The sequence below is a fragment of the Pseudohaliea rubra DSM 19751 genome (assembly GCF_000764025.1).
Lineage (GTDB): Bacteria > Pseudomonadota > Gammaproteobacteria > Pseudomonadales > Halieaceae > Pseudohaliea > Pseudohaliea rubra.
The window spans coordinates 1-21,344 of the sequence record NZ_KN234754.1; the positions used below are offsets into that span (position 1 = coordinate 1).

The 21,344-nt window shown below is 65.9% G+C and carries 13 protein-coding genes; 2 read left to right on the plus strand and 11 right to left on the minus strand.

Translation table 11 applies throughout. The annotated features are described in order from the left end of the window. The 6 genes from HRUBRA_RS05455 to HRUBRA_RS05480 form a co-directional block, all read right to left on the minus strand. On the minus strand, positions 1–1,175 hold a 1,175-nt coding region (locus HRUBRA_RS05455), incomplete at its 3' end, for a BatD family protein (protein ID WP_052094422.1). Continuing rightward, a complete protein-coding gene (locus HRUBRA_RS05460; RefSeq protein ID WP_052094423.1) occupies positions 1,159–3,003 on the minus strand; it encodes a VWA domain-containing protein in 1,845 nt (614 codons plus the stop codon). The genes HRUBRA_RS05460 and HRUBRA_RS05455, both read right to left, overlap by 17 nt. Further along, positions 3,000–4,019: a VWA domain-containing protein gene (locus HRUBRA_RS05465; RefSeq protein WP_035515235.1), complete on the minus strand. Its 1,020-nt coding sequence runs from the start codon at positions 4,017–4,019 to the stop codon at positions 3,000–3,002. Before HRUBRA_RS05465 ends, HRUBRA_RS05460 begins: the two co-directional genes overlap by 4 nt. Then, positions 4,016–4,492, minus strand: a complete 477-nt coding sequence (locus HRUBRA_RS05470) for a DUF4381 domain-containing protein (RefSeq protein WP_035515237.1) — start codon at positions 4,490–4,492, stop codon at positions 4,016–4,018. Before HRUBRA_RS05470 ends, HRUBRA_RS05465 begins: the two co-directional genes overlap by 4 nt. Then, entirely contained in the window at positions 4,489–5,418 is a 930-nt protein-coding gene (locus tag HRUBRA_RS05475) for a DUF58 domain-containing protein (RefSeq protein ID WP_236629794.1), read from the minus strand. Before HRUBRA_RS05475 ends, HRUBRA_RS05470 begins: the two co-directional genes overlap by 4 nt. A gap of 5 nt (positions 5,419–5,423) precedes the next feature. After that, positions 5,424–6,380, minus strand: a complete 957-nt coding sequence (locus HRUBRA_RS05480; protein ID WP_035515241.1) for an AAA family ATPase — start codon at positions 6,378–6,380, stop codon at positions 5,424–5,426. Between the two features lie 260 nt (positions 6,381–6,640). On the opposite strand from HRUBRA_RS05480, the gene HRUBRA_RS05485 reads away from it, so the two are divergent. Beyond that, entirely contained in the window at positions 6,641–11,488 is a 4,848-nt protein-coding gene (locus tag HRUBRA_RS05485; protein ID WP_035515244.1) for an NAD-glutamate dehydrogenase, read from the plus strand. 13 nt (positions 11,489–11,501) lie between these two features. Here the strand turns inward: HRUBRA_RS05485 and HRUBRA_RS14625 are convergent, their stop codons facing one another. From HRUBRA_RS14625 to HRUBRA_RS05510, 5 genes are all read right to left on the minus strand, one after another. Beyond that, a complete protein-coding gene (locus tag HRUBRA_RS14625; protein ID WP_052094424.1) occupies positions 11,502–14,363 on the minus strand; it encodes a sensor domain-containing protein in 2,862 nt (953 codons plus the stop codon). A gap of 103 nt (positions 14,364–14,466) precedes the next feature. Continuing rightward, a complete protein-coding gene (gene rmf / locus HRUBRA_RS05495) occupies positions 14,467–14,670 on the minus strand; it encodes a ribosome modulation factor (protein ID WP_035515247.1) in 204 nt (67 codons plus the stop codon). Positions 14,671–14,889: 219 nt separating this feature from the next. Further along, positions 14,890–15,729 (minus strand): UDP-2,3-diacylglucosamine diphosphatase, encoded by an 840-nt coding sequence (locus tag HRUBRA_RS05500; RefSeq protein ID WP_052094425.1) that lies wholly within the window; start codon positions 15,727–15,729, stop codon positions 14,890–14,892. Positions 15,730–15,751: 22 nt separating this feature from the next. Beyond that, positions 15,752–17,467, minus strand: coding sequence for a bifunctional ornithine lipid synthase OlsF (locus tag HRUBRA_RS05505; RefSeq protein ID WP_035515249.1), 1,716 nt, complete (start codon positions 17,465–17,467; stop codon positions 15,752–15,754). 29 nt (positions 17,468–17,496) lie between these two features. Further along, positions 17,497–17,688 (minus strand): hypothetical protein, encoded by a 192-nt coding sequence (locus HRUBRA_RS05510; protein WP_035515251.1) that lies wholly within the window; start codon positions 17,686–17,688, stop codon positions 17,497–17,499. A gap of 402 nt (positions 17,689–18,090) precedes the next feature. On the opposite strand from HRUBRA_RS05510, the gene HRUBRA_RS05515 reads away from it, so the two are divergent. Then, the gene (locus HRUBRA_RS05515) at positions 18,091–21,318 is read left to right on the plus strand and encodes a TonB-dependent receptor domain-containing protein (protein WP_035515253.1); all 3,228 of its coding nucleotides are present in this window, start codon (positions 18,091–18,093) and stop codon (positions 21,316–21,318) included. Positions 21,319–21,344 lie beyond the last annotated feature (26 nt).

A 21,344-nucleotide genomic window follows, 5' to 3' on the forward strand; every position in this document is an offset into this window, starting at 1 on the left:
CTCGCGGCCGCGGCCGGCTCCCGGGCGCTGGCGGCCGGCGTGACGCGGATCTCGCGGCCGGGAAGGACGGCCCAGCGCAGCCGGTCTGCCTCTGTGTCCCACCAGGGGATACGCAGTTCCGGTACCTCGTAGCGCCCCGGTGCTACCGGCACCAGGGCAGCGCTGTCTGTGCGCACGCCAATCACCCCGCCGCTGCCTTCTGCGTCTTCGATCTGCGGCTGGTCCGGGTAATACTTCAGGCCCCGGGTGGCCGGGAAGGTCACCGGCGGCAGCTGCGCGCCCTGCAGTCCCCGGCCCGTGAGAGTCACTGTGCGGGTTACCGATTCCCCGGTAGCCAGCTGATCCGGTGGCCGCGACCAGCTCTCCTCAAGGGAGAGCCCGGCTGCCGGAAGCCAGCTCTGTCCCGGAAAGCGATCCGGCCTGGGGCGCACGGTCACCGTCAGCGGCTCTGACTGCCGGGAGAGGCGCGGGCCGCTGCGCAGGTCAAACAGGCTGCGTGAGCCCTGGCGGACCCGTGCCGTGAAGGTCTGCGCCGGAATTTCCAGGGTGCCGCTCTGCTCCGGGAAGATCGCGTAGCGGATCTCGTGTACCAGCCAGCGACGCTGGCCGTCGTCGCGCTGGAAGGAGTTCTGCCCCAGCGCCTTGACGAAGGCCCCGTCGAGCTTCAGCTCTGTGACGCTGCGGTCGTCAAGGGCTATCGCCTGCTGGATGCGCAGCGTCAACAGCAGTTGCTGCTGCACGTAGCCACTGTCCTGGTCGAGCTCGGCAGTGAACAGGACCGTGGCGTCCGGATTGCCGGCGGCCGGCGCTGGCTCCACCTCGATCACCAGCGGCGCGGTCTGCTCGCCACCGGCGGCCAGCGGCGGTATGGACAGCGTACCCTCGCGGCGGGGCGTGATTTCCAGCTCCAGCGCGACCTCGCGACTGCTGCGGCCATTGATGATGCGCGTACTGGAGCTGCTCGAGCGCTGCAGGATTTCGAAGTCGCGGTTGAGGGGCGCAAGATCAGCGTCAGCCGGGTCCACGGTGCCGTCGGACCGGAGGGTCAGCCGCAGGCTGTCGCCGAGGTTCACCCGGTAGCGGTCGACGGTCGCCTCCAGCGCCGCAGCGAGGCCCGGGAGCAGTGCCGTGCTGAGGAGCAGGGCCTGCAGCCAGGCTCTACCAGATTTTGCCATTGTCTCTCTCCTCTCCCTGCCGCTGGCGCTGCCGGCTCTCGTAGCGGAACTTTTCCCGGAGCAGCCCCGAGGGATCATCAGGGACGCGCCGCAGCCACTGCTGCATCGCCTGCCGGGCCTCGATGTCGTCGGCCATGGTCTCGCCGGCGTCGAGCGCCGGGGAGGGCTGCTCGAGGGACTCCGCGGCGTTCCCGGCGTCGCCGTCGTCGTCGGCATCAGCATCGGCATCGGCACCGTCTTCGGCCTCGCCGGGGGTGTCTGCCGCGTCTCCCGGCTGCGGCGGCGCTTCGTTCTGTTGCTCGCCGCTATCGTTGCGCTGGCCCGGACCTGGGTCCTGGTTCGGGTCGGTCGTTTCCTGCTGCCCCGGGGGCTTGCCCTGCTGTTCCTGGTCGTTACCCGCCTGCGGCTGTGCCTGTTCACCGTTCTCCCCGCTCTGCTGGCGTTCCTCTTCCTGCTGCTGGTCGCGCAGGGCCTCCACCAGGGCGAGGTTCTCTGCGGCGTCCTGCCGCCCGGGAGCGAGGGCCAGCGAGCGCTCGTAGGCGTCGATGGCTTCGTCGAGGCGGCCCGCCCGGGCGAGGGCGTTGCCGCGGTTGTAGGCGGCGTCGGCATCCTCGCGCTGGCTGAAGCTGTCGATGGCTGCTGCATAGTCGCCGGCGCGATAGGCCGCGGTGCCCCGCCACGCCGGGTCCTCGAAGGCTTGCGCGGCACGCTCCGGCTCTCCCTCGGCGAGGGCCCGTGCGCCCTGCTGGTCCGCGGTGAACCACAGATCGCTCCAGAGGTCGGCGCGAGCTGTGGGTGCGGGCAGGAGGAGGGTGAGGAGCAGGGGCGCCAGGCCCACAACCACGCCTCGGCGGAAGGCAAGGGCGGCCAGGGGTACGAGCGGCAGCAGAAACCAGTGTGCCATGTCTACCCAGCCCTCCGCCCGGCGGTCTGTTTCCGCGCTGTCGCCTGCACCGGGCTCTGCGGCCGCGAGGGCGGTGAGATCGCTGTCGTCGATGGCGATGCGTTGATAACGACCGCCGCCGCGACGGGCAAGCGCCTCCAGCCGCTCTTCAGGAAGGCCTGGAATGACGATGCTGCCGTCGTTGTTTTTGAAGAAGCCGCCGTTCGGCAGCGGGATCGGCGCACCCTCCGGGGTGCCGACGCCGAGCACCGACAGGGTGACCGCGCGGCCCTCCAGCATACCGACAACAGTGGCCACCTCCTGCTCTTCGATACTGTCGGTGACCAGCAGCAGCCGTCCCTGGCCTACGGCAGCGGCATCCAGAAGCGCCAGGGCCGCCGCCACGGCGGCCGGCGCATCGGCTCCGGGGACCGGCATCATACCGGGGTCCAGGGCAGGCAGCAGATTGGCAGTGGTGGGGGTGTCATCCGTCAACGGCGTCACCACGTGGGCGTCACCGGCGTAGGCCACCAGTGCCGTCTGTCCTTCCGTCCGGCGCTCGAGTAGATCGAGGAGCTTGCGCCGGGTCCGGTCTATGCGCGAAGGCGCCAGGTCTTCGGCCCAGAGGGAGTAGCTGAGATCGAGGATGACCACCAGCGCGTCTTGCTTCTGCAGCACCGGGAGCGGTTGTCGCACCCAGCTGGGGCCGGCCGCTGCTACTGCCGCGAGAAGCCAGGCCGTAAGCAGCAGCGGGACCAGCGGGCTCCGGCGCCGGGGCCCGGCGCCGTCCTCCAGAAGATAGGGCAGCAGCGCCGGCGAGATCACGGTCTGCCAGCTTCCGCTCTGGCGTCGGGCCCGTGCGATAAAAGCGGCGAGTCCCAGCGCAGGGAGCAAAAGCAGCAACCAGGCCGGCCGCAGGAAATGAAAATCCGCCAGCAGACTCACGCGCGTGCCTCCCGGGCCATTGACCTGCCGCCTCGGGCCTCGCGAAGTGCGAGGAGGAAGCTCGCCAGGACCGCCAGGGCCAGTGGCCAGTGCTGTAAGGAACGCCGGGGTCGGAAGGTCGCCGTGTCGGTCTCCACCGGCTCCAGGCGGTCAATCTCCCGGTAGATCGTGGCGAGCTCCTGCGGATCCCTGGCACGGAAGTAGCGTCCCCCGGTGCGGCGGGCAATGGCCTCGAGCGTGGCTTCGTCGAGATCCGCCGAAGGATTTACCCGGCGGCTGCCGAAGCGTGAGCCGAGCATCCCGGGCACCGTGAGGCTGTCCGCGCCGATACCGATCGTGTGCACGCGGATCTCGAGCGATGCCGCCAGTGCCGCGGCTTCAAGCGGGTCGACGCTGCTTGCGGTGTCCTGCCCGTCGGTCAGCAGCACCAGCACCCGGCTTTCGGTCGGGCGATCCCGGAGGCGCTTTACGGCCAGCCCCAGGGCATCGCCGATCGCCGTCTCCTGGCCGGCGAAGCCGATCTGTGCCTCCTGCAGGAAGCGGTCCACGGTGCGGGTGTCATGAGACAGCGGTGATTGCACATAGGCGCGACTGCCGAAAAGGATGAGACCCACGCGGTCGCCGCGGCGGCGCTCGACGAACTGGCCACCTACGGCTTTTACTGCATCGATGCGCCGGACCAACTGCTTGTCAACGCGCATGTCTTCGACACGCATGCTTCCGGAAATGTCGACGGCGAGCATCAGGTCCCGGCCCTCGTTGGGAAGAACCACGGGCTCGCCGATCCAGGTGGGCCGCGCGAGGCCGCTGAGGAGGCCGAGCCAGACGATGGCGAGCAGGAGCAGGGGGCCGCGCCGGCCGTCGCTTCCCCCGGTAGCCCCCTCGAGGCCGCGCCAGGGCAGGCTGAAGGGAACGCGCAGGGCCGCATGCCGCTGCGCCCGGGGCGGCAGCAGGGCGCGGAGCAGCAGCGGCAGGGGGGCAAGGGCGAGGGCCCAGGGCCAGAGCAATTCGATCACGGCGCCGGCCTCCCCGGGCGCTGTGCCCGCAGCCAGTGCTCAGCGGCCTCGCAGAAGGCCATGGCATCGCCTGCGGCGGGTGAGGGCTCGTAGGGCAGCGTGTCGCGGACCGCAGCGAAGGGCTGCGCCGGTGCGGTGGCGTCGAGGAAAGCGAGCCAGCGGCGGCCGCTCAGGGCCGCGCTGTCGCGCCGGGGGTAGCACGCAAGGGCTACGCGCTTCAGCAGTGTATTGACCGCCGCGGTGAGACCGGCCGGGTCCCCGCCCAGGCGCGCACGGAGCTCCGCAAGCTCGCGCCGCGCCGCGCGCAGAAAGGCACGGCGGCGCCAGGCACGCAGGGCAAGCAGGGCAAGGATCAGGACGGCGATCAGGCCGAGCGCGGCCAACACCCACCAGCCCGGCGCTGGCGGCCAGGCCTCTACCGGCGGTGGCGTCCGCAGGGGCTTGAGCGCGGCGAGCGGGTCCTGCGGGTTCATAGTCCCCGGCCCCCGTAGAGTTCGCGCAGGAGTCCGAGGGGCGGGCGGGTGGTGCTTGCCTCAATGCAGGGGATGCCGAGTTGTCCCAGCAGGGTCTCCCGCTCCGCCCTGGCTTCCGCGAGCCTCTTGCCCAGGCGCTCGCGGAGGGTGCGGTCACCGAGGGCGAGCGTTTGGCGACGGTCACCGTCGCTGATGGTGTAGCTTCCCGGTGGCGGCAGGTCTTCCTCGAGGGGATCCGTGCAGTGCAGAAGGGTGAGTTCCGTATGACGGCGGAGTTGGAACAGATGCTCGCGGCCATTGTCGTCGAGGAGCCCGGTAAGGTCGCTGATAAGAAAGACACTGCTCCCGGGCCGCGCGATGCGTCGGAGTTTTGCCAGCAGGTCGGCGACCCCGGGGGCCGGGGCCGCCGGATCGCGCAGCGCGGCGTTGTAGTCGCAGAGCGTCGACAGCAACCCCAGCACGGAGCGCCGGCTGCGTCGCGGCCGCAGGTCGCGATGACCGTCGGCGCCGAAAACCAGGCCGCCGACGCGCTCCCCCGCATCGAGGGCGCTCCAGGCGACGAGGGCCGCCAGGTGGGCCGCGAGCACGGATTTGAAGCAGGCCACAGAGCCGAAGAACATGCCCGGGCGCTGATCCACCGCGACCAGTACCGGGCGTTCCCGGTCCTCGTGGAAGAGCTTGGTGTGGGCCTTGCCCGTGCGCGCCGTGACGCGCCAGTCGATCGCGCGGACGTCATCCCCCGGCTGGTAGCTGCGCACTTCGTCGAAGTCGATGCCGCGACCGCGGAAGTTCGCGCGGTTGCTGCCGGCGAGGTGCGAGAGGGCGCGGCGTCGGCTGGTGATAGCGATCTGCCGTGCGGCAAAGCGCAGTGCGAGCAGATCGGCGAGCTCGCAGTAGGCGCCTTCCGGTGCGCGCTCGAAGTCCACGGGCCTCAGGCCGCAGGCACCAGGGCGAGCAGTTCCTCGGTAACCCGATCCGGCGTCACGCCGTTCGCCTCTGCCTCGAAGGTGAGCAGGAGCCGGTGGCGGAGGACATCGCCGAGCACCGCCTGGACGTTGTCAGGACCGACGAAGTCAGCGCCATGGAGCCAGGCGTGGGCCCGCGCGCAGCGATCCAGGGCGATGGTGGCCCGGGGGCTGGCGCCGTAGGCTATCCAGCCGGCGAGCTCGCCGCTGTAGGCCGCCGGCTCACGGGTCGCGATCACCAGCTGCACGATGTACTGCTCCACGGCCTCGGCCATGTGGAGGTCGAGCAGCGCCTGGCGCGCCTCGAAGACCCGCTCCTGGCTCACCACCGGCGGCGCCACAGCGCCCCTCTGGCCGGCCTCGGCCCGGGTCAGGCGCAGGATTGCTGTTTCGGCGGCAGCGTCCGGGTAGTCCACGCGGACGTGAAGCAGGAAACGGTCGAGCTGTGCTTCCGGCAGCGGGTAAGTGCCCTCCTGCTCGATGGGATTCTGCGTCGCCATCACCAGGAAGAGGCGCGGCAGCGGCCAGGATTCGGCGCCGACACTTACCTGCCGTTCAGCCATGGCTTCGAGCAGGGCCGACTGTACCTTGGCCGGCGCCCGGTTGATTTCGTCGGCGAGGACGAGGTTGTTGAACACGGGGCCCTGCTGAAAATGGAAGCCACCCTCCTGGGGCCGGAATATCTCCGTACCCGTGACGTCCCCCGGAAGCAGATCCGGTGTGAACTGGATGCGGTGGAAGGAACCCTCGATACCGTCGCCAAGGCTTTTGATGGCACGGGTCTTGGCAAGGCCCGGGGCGCCCTCCACGAGCAGGTGCCCATCGGCGAGGAGGGCGATGAGCAGGCGCTCCACCAGGTGTTCCTGCCCGATAACCTGAGTCGTGAGCCACTCTTTGATGGCCAGAATGTCCGCCTTCGCCACGGTTGCTCCTTGCTTGTGATTAACGGGGGTTGCGGTCCGGCCCGGGTGCCTTTGCTGCCCCGGCGGGGCGCGCTAGTCTAGCGCAGCTTAGGCAGCGCACGCGAGGCATCGCGGACGGTGCAACGGGCGTTGGGACTGGTGTCGTCGACAAAAGTTCCCATCGACGCAATCGGCAAGGCCGGGGAGAATTCGGTAGACTGCAGGCCGGTTTTTATCGCCGCGGCGGCCCGCGCCGCGACGCCGCTGGCACGGAAGGATCTATGAACTGGGAGAACCTGAAGGCGACCCTTCTCGAGGAGCTTGCCGACCGCATCGATCATCGGGCCGAGGCGGACAAGCGCGACTCCCTGCACAACCTTGCCTCGGCTTTTTATCGACGCTTCCCGGCGGAAGATCTCCGGGGCCGCTCCCCCGAGAACCTCTACGGCTGTGTCTATGGCCTGCTGCGCTTCATGCGCCACTTCGCCGCCGGCGAGGGGCCGCGGGTGCGTATCTTCAACCCGCAGCTCGATCGCCACGGCTGGGAAAGCAGCGCGACGGTGGTGGCCATTCTGTGCCGGGACATGCCCTTCTGCACAGCGTCTGTGCGTGGCGAAATCAACCAGCGACAGATTCCCATCCATACGCTTGCCAGCTGTAACCTGGTGAGTCTTCGCGCGAAGGACGGCGCCCTCGAAACAGTCCTGCCACCGGGCGCCGTGGCGCCGGCGGACGCCTCCGCCGAGAGTCTCCTCTACTTCGAGATCGGTCGCCACTCCGATATCGGGGAGCTCGAAACGCTGCGGCTGGCCATCGAGGAAATCCTCGGCGAGGTGGCGCAGGTGGTCGATGATTTCACCCCCATGCGGGAGCGGCTCGATGTGGCCGCCGCCGACCTGAGCGCTGCCGCCTGCGTCGACGCGGAGCAGCGTGCCGAGGCGCGGGCCTTCCTCGACTGGCTCAAGCACGACCACGTGACGTTCCTCGGCTACGAGTATCTCGCCGTGTCCCGCGCCGGCGCAGGCTACGAGGTCGATAGCTGCCCGGAAACTCACCTGGGCATTCTCCGGGAGCGCGAGACCCTTGGTCCCCGGGACCTCGGCGAGGACCTTGCCAGCACGGCACCGGCGACGCTGCACGAGAGCGAGCTCACCTTCGGTAAGTCCCGCCGGCGCTCGCGGGTGCACCGCCAGGCCTACCCGGACTACGTCGAGGTCAAGGTGTTCGACGCCGCGGGCGAGTTGGTCGGCCAGCACCGTTTCCTCGGTCTCTACACGGCGGCGGTGTACACCATGGCCCCGTCGCTTATTCCGGTGCTCCGTCGCAAGGTCGAGGCCGTGCTCGCGCTTTCGGGCCTCGATACCAGTGAGCACGATGGCCGCGAGCTCATCCGCGTGCTCGAGCTTTTCCCCCGGGACGAGCTGTTCCAGTCCAGCGTCCCCAAGCTCTACGAGATAGCCAGCGCGGTCAATCGCATTCAGGAGCGTCGCCAGACGCGCCTTTTCGTGCGTCGGGACCCGCACGACAAGTTCGTGAGCTGCATGGTCTATATGCCCCGGGATCGCTATACCACAGAACGGCGCCAGCGGGTGCAGCGGATCCTCACCGGCGCCTTCGCTGCCGAAGAGTCCGAGTTCACCACGCTGTTTACCGAGTCGATCCTGGTCCGGGTGCACTTCGTGCTCCGGATCGACTCCCGGCGGCTGGACGCCTACAACGTTAATGAGATCGAGGAACAGATCGTGCAGGCGACACTGGCATGGGAAGACCGTTTGCGGCACCGGCTTGTCGAGGAATTCGGCGAGGAGCAGGGCGAGCGACATTTCCGTGCTATCGGCGTGGGTTTCCCGCCGGGCTATCAGGACGACTTTGACCCGCGGGTTGCGGTCGTCGATATGCACAAGATGCTGGCCCTGGATGCCGGCGAGCGCCTCGGCATGAGCCTCTACCGGCTTCTGGAGGAGGGCGATGATCATCTGCGCCTGCGTCTTTACAACCGCGCCGCGCCGCTGCCCCTGTCCGACGTACTGCCGATCCTGGAGAACCTCGGACTCCGCGTGGTGACGGAGCGCGCCTACCCGGTGCGTCCCGGTCAGGGCGAGGACTACTGGATCCAGGAATTCTCGCTTATCTACACGCTGGCGCAGAATATCGACCTCGATGAGGTGAAGGATGAATTCGAGGACGCGTTCCGGCGCATCTGGTTCGGCGAGGCCGAGAGCGATTCCTTCAATCGGCTGCTTCTGGGTACGCGCCTGTCCTGGCGCGAAATCGCCCTGCTGCGCGCCTACGCCTGCTATCTGCGCCAGATCAATTTCCCCTACAGCCTGGTCTATATTGCCGAGACCATGGCGGACCACCTGCACCTGTCCGCCTGCATTGTCGAGCTGTTCCTGACCCGCTTCTCCCCGGTCTTCGATGGCGACGAGGAATGGCGCGCGCAGCGCGAGGCAGCGGTGGAGGAACGCGTGCTCACCGGCCTCGATGCGGTGCAGAACCTCGGCCAGGACCGCATTATCCGCCAGTACGTGGCCGTCATTCGCGCCACGCTGCGCACGAATTTCTTCCAGCCCGACGAGCGCGGCGAGCTGAAGCCCTACTTCTCCTTCAAGCTGCAGCCCGGCGCTATTCCCGACGTGCCGCGGCCAGTGCCGCTCTACGAGGTCTTTGTCTACTCACCGCGTCTCGAGGGTGTGCATCTGCGCGGCGGCAAGGTGGCCCGGGGCGGCCTGCGCTGGTCCGACCGGCTTGAGGATTTCCGCACGGAGGTGCTCGGGCTGGTCAAGGCGCAGCAGGTCAAGAACGCGGTTATCGTCCCCGTGGGTGCCAAGGGAGGATTCGTTTGCAAACGCCTCGGTGCTGACTGGGAGCGGGATGCGGTGCAGGCGGAGGGGGTCGACTGTTACAGGACTTTTATCCGCGGTCTTCTGGACATCACCGACAACCGCACAGAGCAGGGCATCGTGCGCCCGACGCACGTTGTGGCCAAGGACGACGAGGACCCCTATCTCGTCGTTGCGGCCGACAAGGGCACGGCAACGTTCTCGGATATTGCCAACGCCCTGGCGCGGGAATACGGTTTCTGGCTCGGCGATGCCTTCGCCTCCGGCGGCAGTGTTGGCTACGATCACAAGAAAATGGGCATCACCGCCCGCGGGGCGTGGGTGTCCGTCGAGCGCCATTTCCGCGAGCTCGGCATCAACGTGGCGACCACGCCGTTCTCCGTCGTTGGCATCGGCGACATGAGCGGCGATGTCTTCGGCAACGGAATGCTCCTGTCGCCGCACATCCGCCTGGTTGCGGCCTTCAATCACCAGCACATTTTCATCGATCCGGAACCGGACGTCGCGGCGGCCTTTGCCGAGCGTCAGCGCCTGTTTGCCCTGCCGCGCTCGAGCTGGGCGGATTACGATGAGCAACTTATCTCTGCCGGGGGCGGCGTGTTCAGCCGTGCTGCCAAGTCCGTGACCGTCTCCCGGGAGATGAAGGAGCGCTTCGCTATCAGCGCGGATCACCTGACGCCCGCAGAGCTCATCAGCCACCTGCTGTGCGCCGAGGTCGACCTGCTCTGGAACGGCGGTATCGGTACCTGGGTGAAGTCCAGCCTGGAAGCTCACACCGACGTCGGCGACAAGACCAACGACAGCCTTCGCGTGGACGCGAATGAGCTTCGCTGCCGGGTCATCGGTGAGGGCGGGAACCTCGGCATGACGCAGCTTGCACGGGTGGAGTATGCGCTGCACGGCGGGCGCCTCAATACGGACTTTATCGACAACGCCGGTGGCGTCGACTGCTCTGACCACGAGGTGAACATCAAGATTCTCCTCGACGCTATCGTCGCCCGCGGTGACCTTACGGAGAAGCATCGCAACATGCTCCTGGAGGCGATGACTGACAGCGTTGCCGCCCTCGTCCTCGCCAACAACTACCGCCAGGTGCAGGCGATCAGCCTTGCCGAGTTCGAGGCCCGGGAGCGGGCCGGCGAGTACCGGCGCCTTATCGGCAGCCTGGAGGCCAGCGGCCGCCTGGATCGGGAGCTCGAGTTCCTGCCCAGCGACGAGGATCTCGCCGAGCGGGCGCTCCTCAACCGGGGGTTGACGCGACCGGAGCTGGCCGTGCTCGTCTCCTACAGCAAGGCGGTGCTCAAAGAAGCGCTCAGCGCTTCGGCCCTGGAGCAGGATCCGAGCCTCGCGCAAGCCGCGGCGACGGCGTTTCCGGCAGAGCTCGTGGCCCGCTTCCCCGAAGACGTCGCCGCACACCGGCTGCGCCGGGAGATCACCTGTACGCAGCTGGCCAATGACATGGTCAACCGCATGGGCCCGAACTTTGTCACCCGCCAGCAGCGCGCCACGGGTGCACCGGTGGCGGATGTGGCTCGCGCCTACAGCGCAGCCATGGTCGTCTATGGTGTCGGCAAGCGCTGGGACGCCATTGAGGCCCTTGACTACCGCGTGGATGCTGCGCTCCAGCACGAGATGATGCTCGATGTGGTGCGTCTGGTGAAACGTTCCACCCGTTGGCTGCTGCGCAACCGGCGGCACCAGCTGGCGCCCTCCCTGCTCATCGAGGAGTTTGCGGGGGGTATCGACGGTTTTCTGGAGCAGCTCCCCTCGCTGCTTCGCGGTAACGCACAGGCTTTTTACGAGGAGCGCCGCGACCGGTATCTGGATGCCGGGGTCGACCAGCCGCTCGCCGCGGCCGTGGCGGCGGGGCTCTATGCTGCCACCGGGTTGGCTATTATCGATGTCGCCGCGCGCGCGGAAGCGCCGCTGGCCGAGGTGGCGGAGCTCTACTTCCACCTCGGCGAGCGCCTCGAGCTCGACTGGTTCGGTGGTCAGATCCTCGGCAGCAAGGTCGATAACGAATGGCAGGCCATGGCCCGGGAGTCCTATCTGGAAGATCTGCAGGCGCAGCAGTGCACCCTGGCCATGGGCATCCTGCGCCTGCGCTGCGAAGGCCTGGACCGTGCGGCCTGCGTCGAGCGCTGGGAAGAACAGGAGGCGCCGCTGATCGCCCGCTGGCGCGAGATGCTGGCCGAACTCCATGGGACCACGGCGCCGGACTTTGCCATGTTTGCCGTGGCCAACCGGGAGCTGCTGGATCTCGCCCAGAGCAGCCGACGGTCCTGAGCCTGCGGCGGCGTCAGCCGGTGGCGGTACCGGTCACGCCCTGCCCGCGATTGCCGCGAAGGAAATCCGCTACTTCTTCCGCCGGCAGCGGACGGGCCAGGTAGTAACCCTGAGCGTGCACGCCGGGCTCGCCTTTGAGGAAGGTCGCCTGCTCGATGTTCTCTACGCCGGCCAGCACCACGTCCAGCCCCAGGGCCTGGCTCACGGCGATCATGGCCCGCGCCATGCGCTGCCCGTCCGCGCCGCTAACATCCTTCAGATAGCTGCCGTCCACCTTCAGCGTGCGTACGTGCAGGTCCTGAAGATAGCGTAGTCCCAGAGTGCTGGAGCCGAAGCCGTCCACGACCAGGCCGATCCCCAGGGCCGCGAGAGCCTCCAAGCTGCTGCGGGTGCGCTCCGGGTCCTCGAGGAGGGCGCGCTCGTGGATCTCAAGCTCGAGCTGGTCGGGCGCCAGGCCATGGAGCAGCAGCGTTGCTTCGATACGCGCCGGCGTGTCGACGTGGTTGAGCGTCTTCGGGCTCACGTTCATGCCCAGGCGCAGCGGAGCGATGTCCTGCGCCTGCCAGCTGGCGAAGTGGGCGCAGGCGGCATCGAGAGACTGGAAGTCGAGCTGGCGGACGATGCCGGCCTTTTCCGCCGCGTGAATGAACCGCTCCGGGGACACCGCGCCCAGGACCGGGTCCTGCCAGCGGGTAAGGGCTTCGATCGCAATCACAGAGCCGCTGGTAAGGTCGAATTCGGGGTGGAAAACAAGGTCGAGGCCCTTGCCATCCAGGGCTGCACGCAGGTTTTCCACCAGCGTCAGGTATTCCGCCGCCTCGGCGGTCATGGCGGCCGTGTAAAAGCGCCAGTCGTTGCGTCCCTGCTCCTTGGCCTCGTACATTGCCGTATCGGCATTGGTGAGCAGCTCATCTGCGCTTCGGGCGTCGGCCGGAAAAAGACTGATGCCGATGCTGCAGCTCAACTGGGCCTGCTCTCCACCGAGCTCGAAAGGGCGGGAGACAGCGTCCATGAGCTTGCTGGCGACCCGGGAAAGGTTCGCGGGATCCTGCACACCCGCGAGGACCGCCACAAATTCGTCGCCGCCCACGCGGGCCAGGGAGTCGCTCTCGCGGAGGGCGCCGAGAAGGCGCCGTGACGCCTGGCGCAGCACCTCGTCGCCGGCGGCGTGCCCGAGGCTGTCGTTGATCGTCTTGAAGCGGTCGAGATCGATGAACATGACCGCTACCTGCCCGCCGTCGCGGTTTGCCTGCTTCAGGCTGCGCTGCAGGATGATGTCGAGGAGGATGCGGTTGGGCAGACCCGTAAGCGGGTCGTGATGGGCGATGCGCTCCAGCTGAGCCTGGGCAGATTGCAGCGCCGTGATGTCGTGAGCGCTGACCAGCACGCCGAGTGCGCCCTCGCCGTTGTAGAGCGGTGTATAGACGACGTTGAAGCAGCGCTGATCGCCGACGGCCGGCTGGCGCCACTCCTCGAAGCTCACTGTTTCACCTGCGAGGCAGCGCGCGAGTGCCGGCGCAATCTTATTGTTAAGAGCTTCCTCCGAGAACAGCTCCTCCACGCGGTGGCCGATCAGCTCCTCCGGCTGGTAACCGAAGAAGCTGGCGTAGGCCTCGTTCGCCATCAGGTAACGGTTGTCCCGGTCGATCGCGGCAAGCTGGTCCTCGGTGCTGGCCACCGCCTGGGCGTAAAGCTCCAGCTCCTTGAGCCGGGTCCCGAGTTCCTCCCTGGCCCGCATGCGCTCGGAGATGTTCCGCACGATGCAGGCCACCCGCTGACCATCGCCGGTCTGTGCCACTCGCGCCTCGAACCAGCGTTTTTCGCCCAGGAGTTCAAGGGCATAGCTGAATTCCGTTGGCTCGTTGCTGTCAACGGCGCGCTCGAGCGCGGCGCAGAAGCCGTCGCGAACATCGGCCGGTAGCAGCGCCTTGATGGACTGCCCCACCACCCTGTCCGGCGGTGCGATAAGGTCATCGGGGCAGCCTGTGTGGACGCTCTCGATGACGCCTGCTCTGTCCAGGACGATAAACAGGTCCGGCAGCACATCGAAGAGGGAAGCCATAAGATCGCTCTGGCGAGCCCTGGCATCCTCAACGGCGCGGGTTTCCGTGAGATCGACATGGACGCCGAGCAGGCGCTGGACGGTACCGTCTGCGGCGTGCACGGGGGCGGCCCGCGCCAGGATGGGCACATAGTGACCGTCCTTGTGCCGGAGGTGGAAGGCGTGCTCCCAGTGCCCCTTGGGCGCCTGCCGGAAACGGGCCAGATGCTCCAGTACCGCGGCGCGATCCTCCTCGGCGAGGAGACCCTTGAAGCTTTCAAAGCTGTTGTCCAGTTCGTCGTCGCGGTAGCCAAGCTGCGCCTTGTAGCTGGGCGACAGATAAAGGTTGTCGTCGATCAGGTTGTAATCCCAGATGCCCTCGACAAGAGCGGAGCTGAGCAGCCGGTATCGCGTGCGCTCGGCTTCCACTTCTCCGCGAAGCTCTGCCTGTTCGGTGACGTTGCTATAGAGAGCGGCGACGTAGCCGCCGGGAAGGGCGTAGAGGTCGTTGCTGTACCAACCGGTGCGCAGGTCGTCTTCGTAGTAGCGGGAGGGTAGCGACTCGGGAATGCCGCTCTGACTGACGCGGCGCAGAGCATCGACAAGACCCATGGCCGCCGCGCCGCGCATCACCTGCGACAGGCGCTGCCCCAGGGCCGCGCCCGGCGCGACTTCGGCGATCCGGCAGGCGCTCGGGTTGAGGTAAACGAACTCGAAATCCTGTCCGCCACTGATGGGCCGGTAGATGGCGATGCCGAAGTCGACGACAGCCAGTAGCCCGACCGCAATCTCGGGGGCGGTCAGGCTGTCAGTTTGCTCCGGCAGACCAGTCACAGCCGCCCCTGCATTGCATATTAAAATGCAATAATATACTAGCAGTGGTCAGTGTCAACACCACGGCAGCATCTGCGGGCTGCGGCAAGGATCAGGGGAACCCTCAGACAGAAGGCAGACGATGGACGCCCGAGACCCCCGTCATGCCATCCCACTGGTCCGCACGACCCTCGCGCCAGCCCGAGAGCCAGTTGACCCGCTGCTGCTCGTTCTCGTGAGGGCAGCTGTCGCTGCTGCGACCGGAAACCCCGGCGAGATAACCCCGGTCATAGGCCCGGCTGGCCATGTTGCGCTTCTGTCTTTTCATCGTGGTGCCTCTCGAGCAGTGGCATTGAAGGGCGGGCATGAAACCCGCTTTCTGATCTAAGCAAAGGGGCCCCGCACTGTCGATGAACGATTTGTTACAAGGGGGTCTGTTCTAGGGTCGCCTGCTTATAAGGCCTTAAAAGTGTGGCACGCACAGTGACTCGGGGGAGTCTGCGGGCTGACGCCGGGGCAGTTAGCTAAAGCCAACCCGCGGCGCTGCTTATGCCGAGGCTGGCGCGGGGAGCGGGTCCGCAGTAAGCGGGAAGCGGTCGTCGGCGAACACCAGCTCCAGGGGTTGCTCCGGGTGCGCCACGCCGCGCAGCAGGTGCAACGCCCCGGCGTGGTCTTCCACCAGCGCCGTGCAGCTCTCCACCCAGTCACCGTCGTTGCAGTAGAGGACACCCTCGATCTCCCGCAGCAGCGGGTAGTGCAGGTGCCCGCAGATGATGCCGTCGAGGCCGCGATCGCGCACCAGGTTCACGGCCGCGTGCTGGTAGGCGCGGATCGCCGCCTCGGCCTGGGAGACGTTGACCTTCACCCACTTGGCCAGGGACCAGTACGGCTTGCCCAGGGCCTCGCGGACCTGGTTGACGCGCCGGTTGACCGCCATGAGCAGGTCGTAGGCGATATCGCCGATGAAGCGGTTCAGGCGGCTGTAGCGCACGGCAAAGTCCAGCTCGTCGCCGTGGGTGACCAGCAGGCGGTAGCCCTGGCCCGTTTCGTGAATGACTTCCTTGCGGATATGCACCGCGCCGAACTCGCTGCCGCAGAACTCGCGGAAGTTCTGGTCGTGGTTGCCGGGAATATAGATCACCTCGGTGCCGTGCCGGGAGAACTTGAGGATGCGGCGCAACACCCGCGTGTGCGCCTCGGGCCAGTGAACGCGCCGCTGCATGGCCCAGACGTCGACGATGTCGCCGACGAGATAGAGCCGCTCGCACTCCACGCGATCCAGGAACTGCAGCAGCTGCTCGGCCTTGCTGTGCACGCTGCCGAGGTGCACGTCAGAGATCCACAGCGCCTTGCAGCGCACTTTGCCATCCGGGGGTAGGGCCTGCATCGTCGGTTCACTCCTCTGGTCGTTATGACGCCAGGTACCGCTGCCGTTTGCGCGGCGTCAGCTTGTGAAGATCCGCCAGCACGAAGCTGTCCACGCAGTCGCCGAAGTCCTCGTCGACGTTGAAGGCGGTGAAGCACACCCCGTCGGGGCTGGTGGCCTGCGAGTAGTGCTTGTACAGGGTCGGTACGGGCAGGCCCCGGCCTGCGAGGGCCTGCTTGAGCGCCTTGAAGTCCTCCTCCGCATCACAGCCGTCGAACTCCGCGGCGAGCTGCTGCTGAAGGGGCGCCGCTATGACGAAGGGTGTGCGGGGTGTGACGTCCAGGTGGGCGCCGCTGTAGTGGGTGCCATAGTAGTGAACGAGCCGCGCCGTTGCATCGGTGCCATAGAAGCGGCTGATGGAGGCCGGTCCGAAGAGATAGCGCAGCTGCGGGCGGCCCTTGAGGTAGGCGCCGATGCCGTACCAGAGGTAGTCGAGGCTGCCCCGGGTCTGGTAGCGCGGCTGCACGAAGCTGCGGCCGAGTTCCAGGCCCTGGCGGAGCAGCGGCAGCATGCTCGGCCCGTAGTCGAACAGGCTGGCGGAATAGAGTCCGTCGAGACCGTGCTGGTCGATGATCGCGCCGGCATCCGCGATCCGGTAGGCGCCTGCGATTTCCATGGCGTCCCGGTCCCAGAGCACCAGCTGCCGGTAGTACTTGTCGTAGCGGTCGATGTCCCGCGGCTGCCCCGTACCTTCGCCGACGGTGCGGAAGGTGAATTCCCGCAGGCGGCCGATCTCGCGCATCACGCAGGGTGCCACGTCCATGGCGCACAGGTAGATTACCTTGCCGTCCCGGGTTTCCCCGAGGCACTCCGATGCCGCGAGTTCCCCGCGCAGGAGCTGCGGATTTTCCGCCGGCGCCACGGTCTCTACGGAGCGGAAGATGGGCCTCCCGCCGCTGCCGAGGCGATAGACCTGCTTGCGGAACATGCGGGCGAGCTGTCGCGCCGAGAAGCCGTTGGCGGTGTAGATCTCGTGCGGAACGGGCCGGCCGATGCGCGCATCGACCGTGTTGTGGCTCTGCTTGAACATCTCCCGCACCAGCCACAGCGTCGCCAGGGGTTTGGCCAACGCCGACAGGCTGTAGAAGAAGAGCGAGTTTCTGCCGGCGACGTATACCGGCAGAATCGGTGCGCGCGTCGAGGTCGCCAGTTTGACGAACCCGCTCTGCCAGTCGCAGTCGCGCACCCCGCCAGGGCTCAGCCGCGAGACTTCACCGGCGGGGAAAATGATCAGTGCACCGTCCGCAAGCAGATGCTCCTTGATGCCCTTGAGGTTATCCCGTGCTGAGCCGGCGGTGCCCATGTTGGCCACCGGCAGCAGTACCTCGTGCAGCGGTGCAATGGCCGTCAGCAGCTCGTTGGCGACCACTTTTACATCCGGGCGCACGCTGCGCACCAGCTTCAGCAGGGCGAGACCGTCGAGGGAGCCGATCGGATGGTTCGCAGCGATCACCACGCGGCCGCTCGAGGGTATCCGCGCTCGCTCTCGCTCCGTCAGTCGCAGGTCGAAGTCGAAGTAGCGCAGTACCTCCTCGACGAAGTCGAAGCCTCGCAGGTGCGGGTAGTCGCTGGCGAACTTCTGAAAACGTGACTCATAGAAAAGAAAACCCAGGAAGCGGCTTAGGGTCCGCGCGGAGCGCCCGTGGCGCTGGACGAAGGCGGGGTAGTGCGTTGCCAGCGTCTGTTCGATGTTCAGCATGCAAGCTCTATCCTGGGCGGCGGGGCAGGTCAGTCGAGAAGCTCGTCGACACCATCGCCGTCCTGCCAGGCCGTGGCGCAGTAATCCCGCCCCCCGGGGACGGGAGCGTCGAGCACCGTAATGGCGCCGCCGGCGGCGAGGAAGTGACTGACCTCCTCATTGATGGTTTCCCGCAGGCGCTGCTTTTCCACGGGGTTCACATTTGCATTGCTGTGCTGCATGGCTACCACCCTTCCTTGCTGTCGGGCTCACGGTTGCATCTAGGCTGCGCCGGGTCTGTTAAGGAAAAAGGGCGGAATTCTGAAATTTTTGTGACCATTCCCAACCGGCTCGGGAGCGTCCACTGTCATGGAAACGTCACATTTGAATAACAATTTGGTAATAAACCCTCCCTAGGATGTCCTACATCCCGGTCCGTCAGCGCAGTCAAGCCGACGGGCTAATGTTTACGTTGCGATAAGGTTGTGGATGCGCCGAGAACGCATTGTTGCGCCAAGCGAGGTCGTCCCTGATAGCAGCGGCGCCGATGTTGGCGAGCGCGCGCGTATCGATGAGGCCTTCCTGGGCTTGTTCGCCAGTTCAGCCACGCTTTTCCCGCCACAGACTCTGATGTCGAGGTTGCAATGACCCAGCCTTTTACCGGCCGCCGCATGCTGGCTCTCTTCGTTTCCGCCCTGGTATCGCAGGGCGTCATCGCGGAAAACGAGCTTCTGCTCTATGTATTTGACGAGGGCAGGCCGGTCGACGGTGCCGAGGTGCTGATCGATAACGAGTTCGTCGGTAAGACGCGGCAGGATGGGTCGTTGTTCGCTGATCTGGACGAGACGGGCCAGCGTGTGGTCACCATCACCGCGCCCGATGGAGAGGTCCAGCGGGCACGTTTTGCAGCCGGTTCTGGCCAGCTGGTGGATCTCGTCGTGGACCTTGCCGGTGAGGATGATGAGGCGATTTCCGAGGTGTACTCGCGCGCCGAGTCCGCTGCGGACCGGCGCGATGCGCCAACCGGGCAATTGCAGATTTCTGTCCGTAGAGACGGTGGGCCCGTTGCCAACCAGCTGGTCGTGATTTCCGGGGGGCAGGGGGGTATATCGACAAACGCCGAGGGTCTTGCCGTCAAGGACCTGCCCCGGGGTATCTATACCGTGTCGACGGGCGAGGTGTCGCGAGAGGTGCGTGTCGCCGGGGGTCTTCTGCGTGGGGTGCGTCTGCAGCTGCCCGGCGATGACGATGCCGTAACCGTGTCCATGCCCCAAATCGAAGAAGTACTGGTCATGGGTGTCTTCGACCCCGGTGGTTTCGAAGAATCGGAGCGTGATACCAACCTCATCGTGGATACCCTCGGCTTCGAAGAACTCGCCCGCTTCGGTGACTCGGATGTCGCCGCATCGGTGGTCCGGGTCCCCGGGGTGGCTGTGCAGGACGACAAATATGTGTTCATCCGGGGTCTGGGTGGGCGCTACGTGACCAGTACGCTGAACAACTCCACCATGCCGTCGACCAACCCCAGCAAGCGCACCGTGCCGCTGGATCTGTTTCCGTCCAACTTCGTCAACCAGCTGGATATCAAGAAGACCTTCCTGCCCTTCATGCCCGGTGAGTCCACCGGCGGCAACCTTGTGATCAATACCAAGACCTTCCCGGACGAGCGCGCGGGCAGCATCTCGGCATCGCTGGGCTACGTGACGGATCTCACAGGCCAGACCGTGGGCGTTGATCCGGCATCCGGCGGCTTTGACTGGCTCGGCTGGGACGACGGAGAACGCAAGGAAAACATTGCAGTATCCACCATTGGCGACATCGTGCAGGACGGTGGAGAATTCGTCGACGAGGCGGGCAACAGCTTCGTGCTGGATCGCGGGGTGCTGCGGGAACTACAGCGGACCGCGGGAATCCTGCTGGCGGACGACTGGGATCTGAAATTCGAAGATACAACGCCCGATGTCGGCTTCGGTATCAACTACGGTGATCTGTTCTACCTGGGCGACGGCGAGCTCGGTTTCTATGCGGCGGTGAATTATTCCAACACCTGGTCGCAGCGCGCCAACGGCGTCCGGCGCACTTTCAGCGCGGCGGGTAATATTGCCGACGATCAGCTCTACGAAGCCCACTCCAACAATATCGACCTTTCCGGCCTGCTGTCTGTGGGTTACAACGTCGGCAACCACACCTTCGAATGGAATAATGTCGCTTCCCGCTCCACAGAGAGTTTTGTCGAGCGGTCCGTAGGGCTGGAGGGCGACGAATTCCGTTCTGTCTACCAGGCCACCAGCCAGTGGGAGGAGCGGCAGTTCCTCTCTTCCCAGCTTGTGGGTTCGCATTTCCTGACCGACGACGGTTCAGTGCTTGGCGAGTGGCAGGTGACCGCGAGTCAGGCGCGGCGCTATGTGCCCGGGCGCACCGATGTGCGCTTTAACGCGGAGGCGAACCTCACGGACCCGACGGCGCTCCGCGAGGCCTATGACTTTTCGGCACCCAATGATGCGCAAGCCGACATTCTCGACGGCTTCTTCTTTTCGTCCGGTGGCAGTTCCAAGCGCTACGACGATCTGACTGATGATAATTTCGACGGGTCCTTCGATATCACCTGGGATTTGCTCGACGACGGCGCGAGTTACTCTCAGCTTCGTTTCGGCGCGCAGATGATCTACCGGGAGCGTGATGCGGAGAGCGCGACCTACGGCTTCTTCAACAACGGCGCCAACGCGCAGTTGAGCCGGTCGCCCAACGTGCTGGTGTCTGACAATATCTTCGTCTGCGGCGAGGGTCCCGGTACTGTCCCCTGTGACCCGGTGGAAGACGGTGACAGCGTGCTGCCGCCGGTGGGCGGTGTGCAGAACAACCCCACGACGGGCTTTCTGTTCCAGGTTCGTACGCAGGTGTCTGACGAATACGAAGCGACGCTGGACTACAACAGCGTCTATGCGATGTACGACCACACCTTCAACGGGGTCTGGCAGGTCATAGCCGGGGCCCGCTACGAGGAATACGAACAGGTGACCGACACCTTCGACCTCACCACCGGTGCGCCGGTGCAGGGGGTAGTGGATGAGGGCAGTCTCCTCCCTGCTCTGGGCATCAACTGGTTCTATACGGACAATCAGCAACTCAGGTTTGCCGTCTCGCAGACGGTCGCGCGGCCGGACTTCAAGGAGGCGTCCAATGCCGTCTTCTTCGACAACGAATTCAACGTGCGGGTACGGGGTAATCCCAACCTGCAGGTCTCCGACATCTTCAATGCGGACCTGCGCTGGGAGTGGTACTTCGGTGATAACGACAAGGACAGCCTGTCCGCCGCCATTTTCTACAAGGAAATGGACGACCCCATCGAGCGCGTCAATCAGGCGGCATCGGGTACCGCTGCTAATTCCCGGACCTTCCAGAACGCCGATTCCGCTGAGCTGTACGGGCTGGAGGTCGAGGGTCGCAGGGAGTTTGTGCTCACCGAGGATTACAACAACCTGTTGTTTATTGCTTTCAATGCCGCCTACATCGAATCAGAGACAACACTGCTCAATGGCGATACAAGGGCTTTGCAGGGGCAGCCTGAGTACACGGCCAACATCGTGCTCGGCTACGACAACTTCCCGGGAGGCCATCAGCTGACGCTGCTGTACAACCACAACGGCGAATCCATTGCCGATGTCGGCATCCTCGGCCTCCCTGACGTTGTACTGGAGGCCCGTGGCGAGCTGAACCTCGTCTATCGCTATGAAATCTCCGAGGCAGCAACCTTGCGCGCGCGCGTAGAAAACCTGCTGGACCAGGAGGTGGAGTACACGCAAAACAGCCAGGTTTTCCAGAGCTATGACAAGGGCGCCACCTTTCAGCTCAGTTTGACCTGGGACTTTTGATTCATGATTTGTAGTACCACAGACCC

Excerpts from the sequence above, each read along its gene's own strand:
- HRUBRA_RS05505 (WP_035515249.1), bottom strand. The coding sequence starts at position 17,467 with ATGCTGAACATCGAACAGACGCTGGCAACGCACTACCCCGCCTTCGTC.
- HRUBRA_RS05510 (WP_035515251.1), bottom strand. The coding sequence starts at position 17,688 with ATGCAGCACAGCAATGCAAATGTGAACCCCGTGGAAAAGCAGCGCCTG.
- HRUBRA_RS05500 (WP_052094425.1), bottom strand. The coding sequence starts at position 15,729 with ATGCAGGCCCTACCCCCGGATGGCAAAGTGCGCTGCAAGGCGCTGTGG.
- HRUBRA_RS05515 (WP_035515253.1), top strand. The coding sequence starts at position 18,091 with ATGACCCAGCCTTTTACCGGCCGCCGCATGCTGGCTCTCTTCGTTTCC.
- rmf (WP_035515247.1), bottom strand. The coding sequence starts at position 14,670 with ATGAAAAGACAGAAGCGCAACATGGCCAGCCGGGCCTATGACCGGGGT.
- HRUBRA_RS05470 (WP_035515237.1), bottom strand. The coding sequence starts at position 4,492 with ATGAACCCGCAGGACCCGCTCGCCGCGCTCAAGCCCCTGCGGACGCCA.
- HRUBRA_RS05485 (WP_035515244.1), top strand. The coding sequence starts at position 6,641 with ATGAACTGGGAGAACCTGAAGGCGACCCTTCTCGAGGAGCTTGCCGAC.